Genomic DNA, 16,401 nt, shown 5'->3' on the forward strand with positions numbered 1-16,401 from the left:
ACACGACCGTTAAGCCCTCCAGCGCCGATGGTACTTGGACCGCAGGGTCCTGGGAGAGTAGGACGTCGCCAAGCAAATAGAAAACCGTTGTTGACAATACGTCAGCGACGGTTTTTTTTGTGTTTCCATGAAGAAAATAGATGAAGATAAAGTTTATAATAACCAATGCGGAATGACTCGTTTTATGAAAGCGATTAAAATAATCATTGACGAAAACTGTTTTCATTACTATTATGAACATGAAAACGATTATTGAGGAGTGGTCATCCAGGTGAAACAATACTTCGAGAAAGCTCAAAAGTTTGGTAAGTCTTTTATGCTCCCTATCGCAGTTCTACCTGCAGCTGGTTTGTTATTAGGTATTGGCGGTGCTTTATCTAATGCAAATACAGTAGCAACTTACCCATTCTTGCAAGTGGAATGGCTCCAGCAGATTTTTACCGTTATGAGCAGTGCAGGAAGCATTGTATTCGATAACCTCGCTCTTATATTTGCAATTGGGGTAGCCGTCGGTCTGGCTCGTGCAGACAAAGGGACTGCTGGACTTGCAGCGGGACTGGCATACTTGGTAATGAATGCTTCGATTAATGCTATGCTGATTAATACGGATCAGTTAGCAGAAGATCAATTAGCCTCCGTCGGGCAAGGAATGGTCTTAGGAATACAAACGCTTCAGACGGGTGTATTAGGAGGGATCATAGTTGGACTGGTTACTTCCATGCTGCACAATAAGTACAACAAGATTGAACTTCCTGCTTTTCTTGGTTTCTTTGGGGGCTCTCGGTTCATTCCTATTGTTTCTTCTTTTGCGGCCATCTTCATCGGTATTATATTATTCCTGATATGGCCAACTGTTCAGCTGGGGATTTCTCAACTTGGCAGTCTGGTAGATAAAACAGGATATGTTGGTACCTTATTTTACGGATTTTTGTTAAGAATGCTTGGACCACTGGGTCTGCATCATATATTCTATCTTCCTTTCTGGCAGACAGGACTTGGCGGCACGGTAGATGTTGCAGGTACAGTCTACGAAGGTACACAAAATATATTTTTTGCTCAGCTGGGTGACCCAGCAACAGAGAAATTTTTCTCTGGTACATCAAGATTTATGTCCGGACGTTTTATTACGATGATGTTTGGATTACTCGGTGCTGCTTTAGCTATTTATCATACGGCACGGCCGGAACGAAAAAAAGTAGTTGGCGGATTGATGTTATCGGCTGCTTTGACATCATTTCTTACAGGAATTACAGAACCTTTAGAGTTCTCGTTTCTTTTTGTAGCTCCGGTACTGTATGTCGTTCATGCTATATTTGATGGTTTTGCTTTTATGCTTTCACATATCTTTGAGATTACAATCGGACAAACGTTCTCTGGTGGCTTAATTGACTTCATTCTCTTTGGAGTACTGCAAGGTAATGCTAAGACAAACTGGATACTTGTTCCGATCATCGGGGTGGTCTGGTTCTTCCTTTACTACTTCACGTTCCGAGTTCTAATAGTTAAATTGAAACTGAAGACTATGGGCCGGGAAGACGAGACAGACACTGATAAAGTAGAATTTTCTACAGATGCTAAGCCAAAAAAGGAAAATGCAAAAACCGGAAATGAACGTTCGATCGCTATTCTTAACGGACTTGGCGGTAAGGATAATATTAAAGAAGTAGATTGCTGTGCAACAAGACTTCGCGTATCTGTTCTGGATATGGATAAAGTAGATGAGAAAATGCTTAAAGAGACAGGAGCTACTGCGGTAGTTAAAGTAGGAAATGGTGTTCAAGTCATATACGGACCTCAGGTTACGATTATTAAGAATGAAATTGAAGAATATATGGAAACGGAGTGATGAAAAAATGGAACTAAATACGTTAGGAATTCAAGGTGGACTTATTGTATCATGCCAAGCACTCGAGCATGAGCCTTTACATAGCTCATTTATCATGGGGAGATTGGCGATCGCGGCAAAACAAGGTGGTGCAATTGGAATACGTGCGAATACAGCTGCTGACGTCAAGGAGATTAAACAGCAGGTAGATCTGCCGGTCATCGGAATTGTAAAAAGAAATTATGGAACGAATCCAGTATTTATTACACCAACGATTCAGGAAGTAGATGAGCTTGCAGCTGTAGGCGCTGAAATCATTGCAGTTGATGCAACTGTAAGAGCCCGCCCAGATGGAAAAACATTAGAGGCATTTGTAAAAGAAATCCGCAGTAAATATCCAGATGTTTTACTTATGGCGGATATTTCTTCAACAGAAGAAGCTATAAATGCTGAAAAGCTAGGCTTTGATCTTATCTCTACTACGCTAGTAGGATACACAGAAGAAACATCCCACATGAAATTATATGATGAGGATTTTGCAGTACTAAAAGAAATTATCGCTAGTGTTCATACACCCGTTGTTGCAGAAGGAAATGTGATGACACCAGAGATGGCAGCCCGTTGTCTAGAAGTAGGAGTATACTGTGTCGTTGTAGGAGGAGCAATTACTCGACCTCAGCAAATTACTGAGCGATTCGCTGCTGCGATCTCTGGAATAAGTAAAGTAGCACCTGCTACGAAGTAACGAATTACGATATAAATGATCAGGCCAAAGCTAAAAAAGCTTTGGCCTGATTTTTATTCCCGATGATACAAAGCTTTAAGTGTATTCTGACGAGCTTCAAATAAAGATCCATCCTCAAGTAAGAGTAGGGAAATCACATCCAGGATATAGATGATGGCGAGCTGGCTATTAATAAAGTGGACATCTCCTGTGCGATCGATATCAGGGGTGAAAAGGCATATATCAGATATCTCCGAAAGAGGAGTATGATCAAAATTAGTAATGCCAACCACTTTGGCTCCGCGTTTCTTAGCAGCATCCAGTGCATCACTGACTTCAATCGTTCTTCCAGAATTGGAAATCCCAATCACTAGATCATCCTGTCCTAACAGAGAAGCACTCATAATCATCATATGTGAATCGGTTACAGCATCAATGATGATATTCATCCGAGTTAGACGGTATTTAAACTCCAGAGCAGATAATCCGGAGCTTCCTAGACCATAAACATAGATTCGGCGTGATTTCTTTATTAAAGTCACAACTTGTTCAATCTGTTCCGTATCCAGCATTTCAGCCGTAGCATTAATAATGTCATTATAGGCTTGTTGGGTTTTAGGAAAAAAACGAGTTTCCGGACGAGGCTGCTGAACCTCACGATTGAGAAGAATTTTGAAATCAACGAAAGTTGCACAACCTACTTTTCGACAGAATCGTGTGATGGTCGAGGTAGAGGTGTATGTATTTGCAGCCAAATCACGGATATTTATATTCATAATAGATGCCTGATTACGCATGACATAATCGGCAATTTCTTTTTCTTTTGCTGAAAAACGTTGATATTCAATTTGTAGCTTATCGATCATACTAGACGACATCGTATTCGACCTCATTCCGTTCATAATTTAGCTAGGAAAAAGATTATTATATAGTAGTCTACTGCCGAATGATGAAAAGTACAAATAGGAAAGATTCTCATCTTACCTAAGAAATTAATCCATATAAGAGCATTCAAAAGTAAGAAGAGGAGACAATAGGACAAAACTAATGCAATTCGAGAATTTATATTTACCAGTATAGGCTTTATTTCGTGAGATCTATAGCTAAGAAAGCAAGCAGTTAACCAGAAATGTCCGTCAGGGACAAACAGTTGTTTTTCTACAGCGATACACTCTTTCACAGCAGGTTACTTTTCCTTGACAGTGCAAATGGGCCTTTGCTAAGATTGCAATAATATATTTTCAGAAAATGTTCATTAGATCCATAAATGCTTTCATTTAAGGGTCTTCAGTCTATATATAATAAAAGGAGGAACATCGTAGTGTGGGGAGATAAGTTTGGTAAAGAAGGTTTAACATTTGATGATGTTTTGTTAGTACCCCGTAAGTCTGAGGTACTTCCCAAGGAAGTTGATGTTTCTGTTCGTTTAAGTGATAACGTGAAGCTTAATATTCCACTGATCAGTGCTGCGATGGATACTGTTACAGAAGCACCTCTGGCGATTGCGATCGCAAGAGAAGGCGGTATCGGTATCATTCATAAAAATATGCCGGTTGAACAGCAAGCTGAAGAAGTAGATCGTGTAAAACGTTCGGAAAGCGGCGTAATTACGAATCCTTTCTCATTGACTAAAGATCATTTAGTATCTGATGCAGAGAATGTTATGGCGAAATATCGCATTTCCGGTGTGCCAATCGTTGATGAAGCACAGAAATTGGTCGGAATTCTAACCAACCGTGATTTACGTTTTATTAAAAACTTTGACATTAAAATCTCCGAAGTGATGACAAGTGAGAATCTGGTGACAGCACCTGTAGGTACTACGCTTGTACAAGCTCAAGAGATCTTACAAAAACATAAAATTGAGAAGCTTCCGCTTGTTGATGAGTCGAACACTTTAAAAGGTCTTATTACCATTAAAGACATTGAAAAAGCAATCCAATTCCCGAATGCTGCAAAAGACAGTCAAGGAAGATTGGTTGTTGGTGCGGCTGTTGGTGTATCCAGTGACTTGTACGAGCGTACAGAAGCATTGGTAAAAGCAGGTGTGGATCTGATCTCGATCGATTCCGCACACGGTCACAGTAAAAACATCCTTGACTCGGTTCGTAAACTTCGTGAACTATATCCAAGTCTAACAATCATTGCGGGTAACGTCGCTACGGGTGAAGCAACGCGTGATCTGATTGAAGCAGGGGCATCCGTTATTAAAGTAGGTATTGGTCCTGGATCCATCTGTACAACTCGTGTTGTTGCTGGTATTGGTGTACCTCAAGTAACCGCAGTTTATGATTGTGCAAATGTAGCTCGTGAATACAATATTCCTGTCATTGCTGATGGCGGAATCAAGTATTCTGGTGAAATTACAAAAGCACTTGCAGCGGGAGCTCATGCAGTTATGCTTGGAAGCCTGCTCGCTGGTACAGAGGAAAGCCCAGGCGAATTTGAAATTTATCAAGGTCGCCGCTTTAAAGGATATCGCGGTATGGGATCCATCAGCGCAATGAAAATGGGTAGTAAAGATCGTTACTTCCAAGATGATGATAAGAAACTTGTTCCTGAAGGTATTGAAGGACGCGTTGCTTATAAAGGTCCACTTAGTGCGACTATTCATCAGCTGATCGGTGGGCTTCGCTCTGGTATGGGATATTGCGGTACAGCGACGATCGATGAACTTCGTAACGATACTCAGTTTATTCGAATTACGAGTGCAGGACTTCGCGAAAGCCATCCACATGATGTTCAAATTACAAAAGAAGCGCCAAACTATACATTGTAAGACAATGATTTTTGATCATATAGCAGGCAGGCAAGGTGAAATTCACTTTGCCTGTCTTTTTTTGCGGAATATCGTGTGTTAAAATGAAACAGGACTTGTATAAGTATACAAGCAAACATACGAACCTTATGAAAACATGAACAAAATGATCTCTATCTGTTTTAGTAGAGACATTACATATAAATCAGTTATTCTCTGATTCAATGGGGTTCTTCTTTCGGTCCTTGTTAACTATTTCGACTATGCTCAACATTTACAAACGAACAGATTGCCATTATTGCCTATAGAGGCATTGTGAAAGATTAGAGGAGGATTTATTCCATTGAAAAAGAAATACAGCCATTCATTAATTCGCTCAGAACAAAGCGAGAGATCAAAGTTTAAGAAACGCGTTGCTACATTAATGGTTATGAATATGTTATGTATGTCGGTTATTCCGGCCGCGGTATCGGCCGAGCAAGTGACTCAGGTAGCAACGGCTGCAACGACAAGTGCTGCGGCAACATCAACCACTGCCAAAGTACCTTCGCCAGATACACTCGGATTAAACGTAAAGTCAGCAGTTCTAATGGAAGCATCAACTGGTGAAATTCTCTTGTCAGTCAATGCAGATCAAGCGTACGCTCCAGCAAGTATGACGAAGATGATGACCGAGTATATTGTCACTGAAAAAGTAAAACAAGGCGAAATTTCTTGGGATGACATCGTAACGGTTGGGAAGAATGCAGCCCAAAGTGTGGGTTCTCGTATTTACTTGGCTGAAGGCGATCAACATACTGTTAGAGAACTGTATATTGCCATGGCCATTGGCTCTGCGAACGATGCAACCGTAGCTCTTGCAGAATATGTAGCAAATTCTGAAGAAGAGTTTGTAAAACTGATGAATGAAGAAGCCCAGCGTATGGGGATGACCGATACACACTTTATTAACTCAACCGGTCTCAATCGTGATGATATGCCGGAAGAATTCCGTCCTGAGGAAGACCGCGAGACGGTAATGACGGCGAAAGATGTCGCTACTTTGACTAGATATATTGTTCAGGATCATCCTGACTTTGCTGAATTTACATCACTTCAATCTTATGATTTCCGCGGAAAAGATAAAATTATCAACTGGAACTGGATGCTTGAAGCGAACAAAAATATTACTAACTTCAAAAAGTATGCGTATGAAGGCCTTGACGGTATGAAGACGGGGCATACAACAGCTGCAGGTTACTGTTTTGCCGGGACTGCGGAACGTGACGGAATGCGTCTAATCAGTGTTGTAATGGGCGCTGAAACAGAGCCGGGCCGTTTCACAGAAACGAAAAAGGTACTCGACTACGGTTATAATAACTTTGAAGTTAAGCAAGTAGTTGCAGGTAAGACAACGGTAACCGGTGCAGAAACAGCACCTGTATCCAAAGGTAAAGAATCAACTGTACCCGTTGTAACCGAAGAAGCGGTTAACTTTATCGTTCCTAAAGGTACAGAAACAATTGAACCTGAATTCACAACTAATTTTGAAGGTGAAGCGCTTGAAGCTCCAATAGAAGCAGGTACTAAAGCAGGCACGATCACCTACACCTATAAAGTAGAAGGTATGGATGAAGTGCAGGAACAAACAGTGAACCTTGTTACTTCCGAAAAAGTTGAAAAGGCTGGATGGTTCCGTCTTATGTTCCGTGGGATTGGCGATTTCTTTGGTGACATGTTTGATAGTATTAAAAACCTGTTCTAATTAAAAGCAGTATTTATTTTAGTTCTGTGGGACAACTTTCTAATAACCTGTATTTAGTAAAATAGTTGTATAATCAGGATTCATACGGTAAAATATCAAGTTAGAATTCAAATTGGAAACTTTTGATAGGTACAAGTCTTTTTCTATAGGATATTACCTTTTAAAAGGGCGTTGATTTGGAAAAACTGCAGATATAATACGGGGGGCTTAAACATGGAAACGGGCACATCACGCGTTAAAAGAGGAATGGCAGAAATGCAAAAAGGCGGCGTCATCATGGACGTTATGAATGCAGAACAGGCTAAAATTGCTGAAGCAGCAGGTGCCACAGCAGTTATGGCTCTTGAACGTGTACCATCTGATATTCGTGCAGCTGGCGGCGTAGCTCGTATGGCTGATCCAACGATTGTAGAAGAAGTGATGAAAGTCGTATCAATCCCAGTTATGGCGAAGGCTCGTATCGGTCATTTTGTTGAAGCGAAAGTGCTCGAATCCTTAGGTGTTGACTACCTTGATGAAAGTGAAGTATTAACTCCAGCAGATGAAGTTTTCCATATTGATAAACATGAATTTACTGTACCGTTTGTGTGCGGAGCCAAAGATTTAGGTGAAGCACTTCGCCGGATCGGTGAAGGTGCTTCGATGATCCGTACCAAAGGTGAACCAGGAACAGGTAACATAGTTGAAGCGGTACGTCACATGCGTTTCATTAACAGCCAAATCCGTAAAGTTCAGAATATGTCCAAGGACGAGCTGTATGCTGAAGCTAAAAATTTGGGTGTGGCTTATGATCTTTTGCTTGATGTACATGAGAACGGGAAACTTCCTGTTGTAAACTTTGCAGCAGGTGGTGTTGCTACTCCAGCTGATGCTGCTTTGATGATGCATCTTGGTGCAGATGGCGTATTTGTAGGCTCTGGTATTTTTAAATCGGATAGTCCTGAGAAATTTGCTCGTGCCATTGTAGAAGCTACGACTCATTACACTGATTATAAGCTGATTGCGGAAGTCTCTAAAAACTTGGGTGCACCGATGAAAGGGATTGAAATCTCTTCATTGTCCCCAGCAGAGCGCATGTCGAATCGTGGCTGGTAAGAGAGAAGGATGTCTAGAGTGAAAATAGGGGTATTAGCACTACAAGGTGCTGTTGCTGAACATATTCGCAGTACGGAGCTTGCTGGAGCAGAAGGCATAGCAGTGAAGAGAGTAGAGCAACTTCACGAACTGGATGGTTTAATCATTCCAGGCGGGGAGAGCACTACGATTGGGAAGCTAATGCGTAAGTATGGTTTTATGGAGGCAATTAGGCAGTTCTCTGAAGAGGGAAAACCTATCTTTGGTACTTGTGCAGGTCTTATCGTTATGGCAAAGCAAATATCTGGGCAAGATGATGCTCATCTTTGCTTAATGAACATAACCGTTTCTCGTAACGCGTTTGGACGCCAGCGTGAGAGCTTTGAAACAGATTTAGAAGTGGTCGGCATCGATGAACCTGTGCGTGCAGTTTTCATTCGTGCTCCGCTTATCGAGTCTGTTGGTGAGGGTGTCGAAGTTCTCTCCACCTATCATGATGAGATTGTAACCGCTCGTGAAGGTCATCTATTAGTTTCTTCTTTTCATCCAGAGCTTACTGATGACTACCGGTTGCATCAATATTTCGTGAAAATGGTGGAAAGCAGCTTGAAATCCTTGAGATAAGATAACAATATAACGATCTTGACTCTCGTGATATTTGAAGACTTTCCCTTATGCAGGCCGCTAAAGCTCGTATAAGGGTGGAGTCTTTTCTCTGGTCGCAGGTCAAGATTATTTTTTTAGGAGGGAAATTTACGTGTTAGATATTAAAATATTGCGTAATGATTTTGGCAGAGTAGAGGAGGCACTCAAGCGCCGTGGTAAATCCGTAGATTTAATTGCAGATTTTCCAAAGCTTGATGTACGTCGCCGTGAACTTCTTCAAGAAGTAGAAACATTGAAGAATCGGAGAAATACGGTATCTGGTGAGGTTGCTAAACGCAAGAAAAATAAAGAAGATGCGGATGAGTTAATCGCTGAAATGCGCCAAGTGTCAGATAATATCAAGCAAATGGACGAAGAAATCCGTGAGCTTGAAGCGAAAATTAATGAACTGACGATGGCTATTCCTAATATCCCTCATGAGAGTGTACCTGTAGGCGCTTCTGAGGATGATAATGTAGAGATCCGCCGCTGGTCTGAACCACGTGAATTTACTTTCACACCGAAAGCACACTGGGATATAGCGCAAGATCTGGGGATTCTTGATTTTGAAGCAGCAGCTAAGGTTACAGGATCGAGATTTACATTCTATAGAGGGCTTGGAGCACGTCTTGAACGGGCGTTAATCAGCTTTATGATGGATTTGCATAGTGATCATCATGGGTATGAAGAGATTCTTCCTCCGATGATTGTTAACAAAGACAGCCTCTATGGAACAGGGCAGCTTCCTAAGTTTGAAGAAGATCTCTTCAAAATTAAAGACACAGAGTATTACCTGATTCCTACAGCAGAGGTTCCTGTGACGAACTATCACCGCGAAGAAATTATTGATGCCGAGCAGTTACCACAGAAATTTGTAGCGTATAGCTCTTGTTTCCGTTCTGAAGCAGGGTCAGCAGGTCGTGATACCCGTGGTCTGATTCGCCAGCATCAATTTAATAAAGTGGAGATGCTAAAATTCACGTTGCCGGAACAGTCTTATGACGAACTTGAATCGATGACTAAGAATGCAGAACGCGTTTTAGAGCTTCTGGAGCTTCCGTATCGAGTTATGGCACTCTGTACTGCAGATATGGGCTTTACTTCAGCGAAGACGTATGACCTGGAAGTGTGGCTGCCTGAGAGCGGGATGTACCGTGAAATATCTTCATGCTCAAATTGTGAAGATTTCCAAGCAAGACGTGCCAATATTCGTTTCCGCCGTGAAGCGAAAGCAAAACCTGAATATTTGCATACATTGAATGGTTCAGGACTTGCTGTAGGAAGAACAGTTGCTGCTATTCTTGAGAATTATCAACAAGAAGACGGTAGTGTGAAGATTCCGAAAGTGCTCGTTCCTTACATGGGTGGCGTGGAAGTTATTTCCCCAAAATAATTTTTTAAATAATAGTTGCATATGTGGACAATCTATGATAAAATAATTTTTGTTGAACGTTAAGTGTTTAGAAACGTTAATAAAATTATTTTATCCTGGAGAGGTACCGAAGCGGTCATAACGGGGCGGTCTTGAAAACCGTTAGAGTGCAAGCTCACGTGGGTTCGAATCCCACCCTCTCCGCCATAACAAATAAATGACAAGCCATTTTCCTTATTTAAGGAGAATGGCTTTTTTGGTTTTTCTTCAAAAGGATAGGTGCGGGAAGACAAGAATGAACAGTGCAGAGAATGCATAAAAAAGCGGCGAAAATCACACGTTAAAAGGTGTGGAGGTGTTACTAATGAGTGAAATTTTTAATATCGATCAAACTGCGCTTGTTCATGCTTGGAATGAGAGTTTGCCGAATGTGCTGAATAAAGGTGACCAGGCACAGGTAAACCCTGATGAAGCAGATCAGCACACCATTCGCATTCATATCGATACCGCAGGGCACCAGATGTACTCTTTTGATTTCAAATGCGCATATGTAGATAACCGTGAAGTCAAAGTCGATTTGGTGGATGTAGAGAAAGATGGACGGCATGTTGATGAACGTACGGATACCATTCAGCAGCTAACGCATGATTATATGCGTCATATCCACGAGTGTGCACAAGCGGTGCAGCATTTAACAAACCCTTAAGGAGAGGATCTAATGAGTAAGCCGAAAGCGATTCCTGTACCGGAAGCACAGCCAGCTGGTGTAAGACATAAAAAGGATCATTCCTCTGGTCCAGAGCCTCTTTCCGGGTCCAAGAAGGTCAAGAACCGTAATCACGTAGATCATAATAATCCAGAAGGTTAATTAATTTTATATCCATCATTACGAAGGGTCCCCCTCAGAAGAGGGAGACCCTTTTTCTTTGTACAAATCATTTTATAAATTTTATGGCCCAAATATCACCAAAAGTGTTTATCTTATCATAGAAATGAGATATCATTCTAAAGGTGTTTATGAAAAGGATGAATGACGAGAGGGGAGCAATCATGAACAAGAGTTATACAAGAGTCTTGTTAACAATGATGCTGGCGGCAATCGTCGTACTAGCAGGTTGTGGAGCTAAGCAAGAACCAAAGGAAGCAGTGAGAGATGCTACAGCTAAAGCGACGGAGATGACTTCGTTTGCCCTTACAAGCAAAGTAGTGATTAATAACTTATCCATGAGCCAGTCGGATGAACTTCCTGAAATGGGAATGGTCCTTGCCATGCTTAAAGATGCAGAGCTAAGTGTAGATGGGGTGTTCCAGAATGACCCGATGCAAAGCGAGTTCACAATTGGTATTAAGCTAAAAGGTGATATGGAGGTTGCATACAACATTCCTGTAGTTATGACAACAGATAAGATGTACATTAAAGTGCCTAATATCCCTATGCTTGGAATCCCAGAAACACTAGTAAATAAATACATTGAGATCGATATGAAGAAACTGGCTGAAGAAGAGGGAGTAACATGGAGCCCAGCAACTATGGATCTAACTAAATCTCAGCAGTTCTCCAATGAAGTGACAGACGCGGTATTTTCCGAATATGATCAGGACACCTATTTTAAGAGTATTGAAAAAGAAGAGTTCTCTGTTCCTGACGATGTCGATGCTAAGCAGCTTGTTCAGTTCCAAGTAACAAATGAGAATGCCAAAGAAGCAATTACCATTCTATTGAACAAAGTTATGCCTAAAGTAATTGATATTATGAGTAAAGCGGAATATAAAGAAATGCTCCAAATCACGGACGAACAGATAGCCGAAATGAAGGAAGAACTAAACAGTACGGACGAGAGCGAAATGGCTGCCAATCTCGAAGATCTGAAAAACCACTTAACGATTAATACGTTTACTATGAATACTGCCATCAATAAAGAGGGAATTCCAGCTTACCAAGAAGGAAACGTTGACGTTATCATTAATGATCCAGATACAAGTGAGACAGTGAATTTAGACATGACCATCACTCAACACTATAAAGACATTAATAAAACTCAAAAATTCCAAATTGGCATCCCTGCGGGGGATGATGTTGTAACGATAGAACAATTCCAGGAATTATTAAGCGAAGCGTACAGTTACTAAGTAAAGAAGAAAAAAAGGCTAACTGAGGGATATGGATTCTTCGGTTGGCCTTTTTTTACTTTTCAACTTAACTAGGATCTAAGTCCTTATACCATGTGCAGTCGTTTATGATTCTTCTTTAGTGCTATGTTTTTGTCTTAAACGTCTAAAGAAGGAAGTAAGTAAGGAAGCGCAGGTTTCCTGCAGGACTCCGCTTGTAACTTCGGTTTGATGATTGAATCTAGATTCTTGCAACAAATTCATAAGCGTTCCAGCGCAGCCTGCTTTCGGATCGGTTGTGCCAAATATGACGTGAGGGACTCTGGATTGGACTATAGCCCCTGCGCACATTGGGCAAGGTTCGAGTGTAACATATAATTTGCAGCCAAGTAGGCGCCAAGCTTGCAAATGAGCACTTGCTTCTTTGATCGCTAAAATCTCAGCATGAGCAGTTGCATCATAATTAACTTCGCGGAGGTTGTGCCCTCTTCCGATAATTTGATTATCTTTGACGATGATCGCACCGATCGGCACTTCTCCAAGCGCTTCTGCCTTCCGTGCTTCTTTGATAGCCTCATTCATCCAATATTCATCTGTATATAAGGATTCATCCTCAGTATGAATTTTTGGTTGGTCCTGTCCCATAAACGTAGTACATCCCTTCTAACGAGCATTTATCCAACGAACAAATATTCGGGTTGTTAACATGTTGTGTATAAGTTTGTGGATAACTATCTAGTTTTACACAGACTTGTACACATATTATCCAAAGGCTTGTGGATTTGTTAACAACTTTGTGTATGACTTCTTTATTTTATTCAATACTTGTCGATATATCAATTTCGTTCTACAATTATTCCGCTGTTGCCTAATTACGTATGCAGTCGTTCCTTTTCAAATAACTTGTAAGAAGGTATGATGTTCTTATACATAAATCCCTAGAAAGTCGTACATATAGTCACTTTTCGCCAGGATACGAGCCAAGAGGTGAGCTGGAGATTGTCCATTAAAATTAAATTGTCTTTAGTGATGTCGTTCTCGTTATTAATTTTACTTGGACTCAACATTGCGCTCAGTTATTACACGACCCAGGAAAATTTGTTGCAGGATAGTGAAAAGCGAATTGTGTCTGCAGCAAAGCAAATTGCACTGGCCATGGAGCAGAATCAAGACAATGCAGATGTCGTTAAGAAGCAGGTGGCCAAAAATTTGTGGCTCTCTGCGAAGTATGCAGCTAAAAGTTTGGACCCGGATATTGATAAGATAACGAATGAGCAGTTAGAAGAACTAAGTAAAGAGATAGGGGTATCTGCTATTTCCCTAATGATTCAAACGGAAGATGATATTATTGTAACGAAGTCCTCAGATCCTAATGAACTTGGGTTGTCTACAAGGAAAATGACATTTTGGTACAAAGCATTTAAACAGCTTTTTGCAGAGAATCAAGCGACTATCCCCCAAGGGATAAAATATGATCATTATTGGTCAAATGGATTTGAATATGCAACATCAGACCCCGGTAATGTAAACATATGGGGTTATTATCATGATGGGGAAAGAAACTATATTATCAATCCATTCATGAACTCAGAGGAGATAGAGGATTATGTTCTCTTTTTCAACCCGGAAGGGAATATTAAAAAATTCCAAGATGTAAGTTCATCGATTCTTTCCATTGCTGGTATTAATCCTGCTACGTTCGGACAACCGACTATGGCGGAAGATGGAACAGATGAACTCTACCCTAAATATATTAATAAACCTATTTTTTTTGGGGAATATCGATATGGAGAAATTAAAAGGGATAAAAAAGCAGTTAATAAAGCAATTGAAACCGGAAATAATGTGTCTTATACCTCTGTAGTGGATGGTAAAAAAGTATTAAAAAATATGATTCCCATTACGAACTCTGTAGGACAGAAATATGTGATTAGTATTGTGACCGATTACCATGAGATAGAAAGTGTAATGTCAGAGCAGCTAACGAGTCATATTGCGGTATCCCTTGTACTGATGGAAATCGTCATTTTTGGGAGTTATTTGTTTGCTTCTGCCTATACGAAACCAATACAGACCATTCTATCTAAAGTGAATGAAGTGGGAGACGGTCATTTTAATTATGATCTGAAATTAAAGCGCAACGATGAACTTGGACAACTATCTAATGGTATCAATGCAATGATTCGGAATCTCGGACACTATACAAGCCGATTGAAGCAAATGTATGAAGAAAACAGAGCGGTAAAAGAACATTTGGAGTCTGTCATCAATCAGACAGCTGATTCCATTCATATTATGGATGAAAAAGGAAATATCATTCAAGTCAATCGTGCTTTTGAACAAATGTATGGCTGGTTAGGTAGAGAAGTCATCGGTCAGCCCCTTAGTAATATTCCTGAAGAATTAATGGAAGAAGAACAGGAGCAACGTAAGAAGCTGCGTAGCGGGCTAACCATCCCTTCGAATGAATCTTATCGTTATGCAAAAGACGGCAGCCGAATCGAAGTTAGTGTCAGTACAGCGCCTATTAGAGATGATGAGGGGCAAATTACGGGTTATATTAGTATTTCAAGAGATATAACGGGTCGTAAGCGAATGGAAGAGCTCCTGCGTCGCTCTGAGAAGCTTACAACCGTAGGTCAGCTTGCTGCTGGGGTTGCTCATGAAATTAGAAACCCGCTTACGACGTTGAGAGGTTTTATCCAACTTCAACAGCAGACCCAGAAAATGAATCCTCGTCATATTGATTTGATGTTATCTGAACTGGATCGAATTAATCTAATTGTAGGAGAGTTTCTTATTTTAGCTAAGCCGCAGGCTACTAATTTTACTCCTAAGGATATCCGTTTTATTATGGGTGATGTTATCTCTCTTCTAGACAGCCAAGCACATATGCTTGGTATCGAATTCTTACTGGATGCAGATGTTCCCACCATTGTTCACTGCGGAGAGAATCAGTTGAAACAAGTATTTATCAACCTTCTTAAAAATGCGATGGAAGCGATGCCGGATGGTGGGGAAATAAAGATTCGAATTAGAGTGACTTCTGAACAGAAAGCTGAGATTGTAATTCAAGATGAAGGCGAAGGGGTTCCTGAGGATTTACTGCCTAAGCTGGGTGAACCTTTCTTCACAAGTAAAGAATCAGGTACGGGTCTAGGTCTAATGGTAAGTCAGCGTATCATTCAAGCGCATAAAGGAACAATGGAGATTGATAGTATACAAGGTGAAGGAACCACAGTTACAATTCTAATGCCAGCTTTAAATCAAAGGAAATTTAAATAAATGCAAGAAGAAATAATAAATAAAATATATGAAAGTAAGGTGTGTGGTCCAATTGCGGATAAATAAATTTATAAGTGAAACCGGATATTGCTCTCGCCGGGAAGCAGATAAGCTTGTAGACAGTGGGAGAGTAACGATTAATGGGGCCGTTGCAGTCTTAGGAAGCCAAGCGGAAGAGGGCGATGAGGTACTGGTTGACGGCAAGCCACTGAAGGAAAAGAAGAATACAGTCTATATTGCCCTTAACAAGCCGGTTGGAATTACAAGTACTACCGAACAGCATATAGAAGGAAATATCGTTGATTTTGTAGGTCATAAGGAAAGAATATTTCCAATTGGCAGACTAGATAAGGACTCCGAAGGATTAATCCTGCTAACGAATGACGGAGATATAGTAAACAAGATCTTACGATCCGAAGGCAGACATGAGAAAGAATACATTGTAACTGTAAATCGGCCGATAACCGAATCGTTCATAAGAGGAATGTCTACTGGTGTTAAAATTCTCGGAGAGAAAACTCTTCCATGTACGGTTACACGTATCTCAGAGCGTACCTTCCGCATCATACTGACGGAAGGAAAGAATCGTCAGATTCGGCGGATGTGTAGTGCTTTTGGTTACGAAGTGCAACATCTACAAAGGATTCGAATTATGAATATTCAGCTTGGCTCTATGAAGAAAGGCTCTTGGCGCGATTTAACGCCAGATGAGAAGACCGAACTTGGGCGTCTGCTGAACTATAATCTGCTTTAGTAATATGAAAAAGAAGCTATGCCCAGGGCACAGCTGAACTGAACCCCGAATGGTAGACACTTAAAAAGTGACTACCATTCGGGGTTTTTCTATTTTCTTTCTAGAAAAGTC

The 16,401-nt window shown here is 40.8% G+C and carries 14 protein-coding genes, 1 tRNA gene and 1 rRNA gene; 14 read left to right on the plus strand and 2 right to left on the minus strand.

Annotated features, from left to right (window positions below; all coding sequences use genetic code 11):
• The 3 genes from rrf to H9647_RS25130 form a co-directional block, all read left to right on the plus strand.
• Nucleotides 1-74 (plus strand): 5S ribosomal RNA (gene rrf / locus H9647_RS26385); the annotation flags it as partial.
• 197 nt (nucleotides 75-271) lie between these two features.
• On the plus strand, nucleotides 272-1,846 hold the full coding sequence (gene ptsG, locus H9647_RS25125; protein ID WP_191805145.1) for a glucose-specific PTS transporter subunit IIBC: 1,575 nt from the start codon (nucleotides 272-274) through the stop codon (nucleotides 1,844-1,846).
• A gap of 7 nt (nucleotides 1,847-1,853) precedes the next feature.
• Complete coding sequence (locus tag H9647_RS25130) at nucleotides 1,854-2,570, plus strand: N-acetylmannosamine-6-phosphate 2-epimerase (protein WP_191805147.1); 717 nt, start codon at nucleotides 1,854-1,856, stop codon at nucleotides 2,568-2,570.
• 53 nt (nucleotides 2,571-2,623) lie between these two features.
• Here H9647_RS25130 and H9647_RS25135 read toward each other — a convergent pair whose 3' ends face one another.
• Nucleotides 2,624-3,415 (minus strand): MurR/RpiR family transcriptional regulator, encoded by a 792-nt coding sequence (locus tag H9647_RS25135; RefSeq protein ID WP_191805149.1) that lies wholly within the window; start codon nucleotides 3,413-3,415, stop codon nucleotides 2,624-2,626.
• Nucleotides 3,416-3,870: 455 nt separating this feature from the next.
• Here H9647_RS25135 and guaB point away from each other — a divergent pair, with 455 nt between their 5' ends.
• The 9 genes from guaB (at nucleotide 3,871) to H9647_RS25180 (ending at nucleotide 12,272) form a co-directional block, all read left to right on the plus strand.
• Nucleotides 3,871-5,328, plus strand: coding sequence for an IMP dehydrogenase (guaB, locus tag H9647_RS25140; protein ID WP_191805151.1), 1,458 nt, complete (start codon nucleotides 3,871-3,873; stop codon nucleotides 5,326-5,328).
• Between the two features lie 403 nt (nucleotides 5,329-5,731).
• Nucleotides 5,732-7,051: a D-alanyl-D-alanine carboxypeptidase family protein gene (locus H9647_RS25145; protein ID WP_191805172.1), complete on the plus strand. Its 1,320-nt coding sequence runs from the start codon at nucleotides 5,732-5,734 to the stop codon at nucleotides 7,049-7,051.
• Nucleotides 7,052-7,264: 213 nt separating this feature from the next.
• A complete protein-coding gene (pdxS, locus tag H9647_RS25150) occupies nucleotides 7,265-8,146 on the plus strand; it encodes a pyridoxal 5'-phosphate synthase lyase subunit PdxS (protein WP_191805153.1) in 882 nt (293 codons plus the stop codon).
• 18 nt (nucleotides 8,147-8,164) lie between these two features.
• A complete protein-coding gene (pdxT, locus tag H9647_RS25155) occupies nucleotides 8,165-8,749 on the plus strand; it encodes a pyridoxal 5'-phosphate synthase glutaminase subunit PdxT (protein ID WP_318245370.1) in 585 nt (194 codons plus the stop codon).
• Nucleotides 8,750-8,882: 133 nt separating this feature from the next.
• Complete coding sequence (gene serS / locus H9647_RS25160; protein ID WP_191805157.1) at nucleotides 8,883-10,163, plus strand: serine--tRNA ligase; 1,281 nt, start codon at nucleotides 8,883-8,885, stop codon at nucleotides 10,161-10,163.
• Nucleotides 10,164-10,260: 97 nt separating this feature from the next.
• A tRNA-Ser gene (locus H9647_RS25165) sits at nucleotides 10,261-10,349 on the plus strand.
• Nucleotides 10,350-10,506: 157 nt separating this feature from the next.
• Nucleotides 10,507-10,848, plus strand: coding sequence for a hypothetical protein (locus H9647_RS25170; protein ID WP_191805159.1), 342 nt, complete (start codon nucleotides 10,507-10,509; stop codon nucleotides 10,846-10,848).
• Between the two features lie 12 nt (nucleotides 10,849-10,860).
• Entirely contained in the window at nucleotides 10,861-11,010 is a 150-nt protein-coding gene (locus H9647_RS25175; protein WP_191805161.1) for a small acid-soluble spore protein P, read from the plus strand.
• 182 nt (nucleotides 11,011-11,192) lie between these two features.
• Nucleotides 11,193-12,272, plus strand: a complete 1,080-nt coding sequence (locus tag H9647_RS25180; RefSeq protein ID WP_191805164.1) for a hypothetical protein — start codon at nucleotides 11,193-11,195, stop codon at nucleotides 12,270-12,272.
• A gap of 105 nt (nucleotides 12,273-12,377) precedes the next feature.
• Here H9647_RS25180 and tadA read toward each other — a convergent pair whose 3' ends face one another.
• Nucleotides 12,378-12,896, minus strand: coding sequence for a tRNA adenosine(34) deaminase TadA (tadA, locus tag H9647_RS25185; RefSeq protein ID WP_191805166.1), 519 nt, complete (start codon nucleotides 12,894-12,896; stop codon nucleotides 12,378-12,380).
• A gap of 354 nt (nucleotides 12,897-13,250) precedes the next feature.
• Between tadA and H9647_RS25190 the strand changes: the two genes are divergently transcribed.
• Together H9647_RS25190 and rluF are read left to right on the plus strand one after the other, a co-directional pair.
• A complete protein-coding gene (locus H9647_RS25190) occupies nucleotides 13,251-15,536 on the plus strand; it encodes an ATP-binding protein (protein ID WP_191805168.1) in 2,286 nt (761 codons plus the stop codon).
• Nucleotides 15,537-15,588: 52 nt separating this feature from the next.
• Complete coding sequence (gene rluF / locus H9647_RS25195; protein WP_191805170.1) at nucleotides 15,589-16,290, plus strand: 23S rRNA pseudouridine(2604) synthase RluF; 702 nt, start codon at nucleotides 15,589-15,591, stop codon at nucleotides 16,288-16,290.
• Nucleotides 16,291-16,401: the final 111 nt, after the last annotated feature.

This window comes from Paenibacillus gallinarum (genome assembly GCF_014836635.1).
Lineage (GTDB): Bacteria > Bacillota > Bacilli > Paenibacillales > Paenibacillaceae > Paenibacillus > Paenibacillus gallinarum.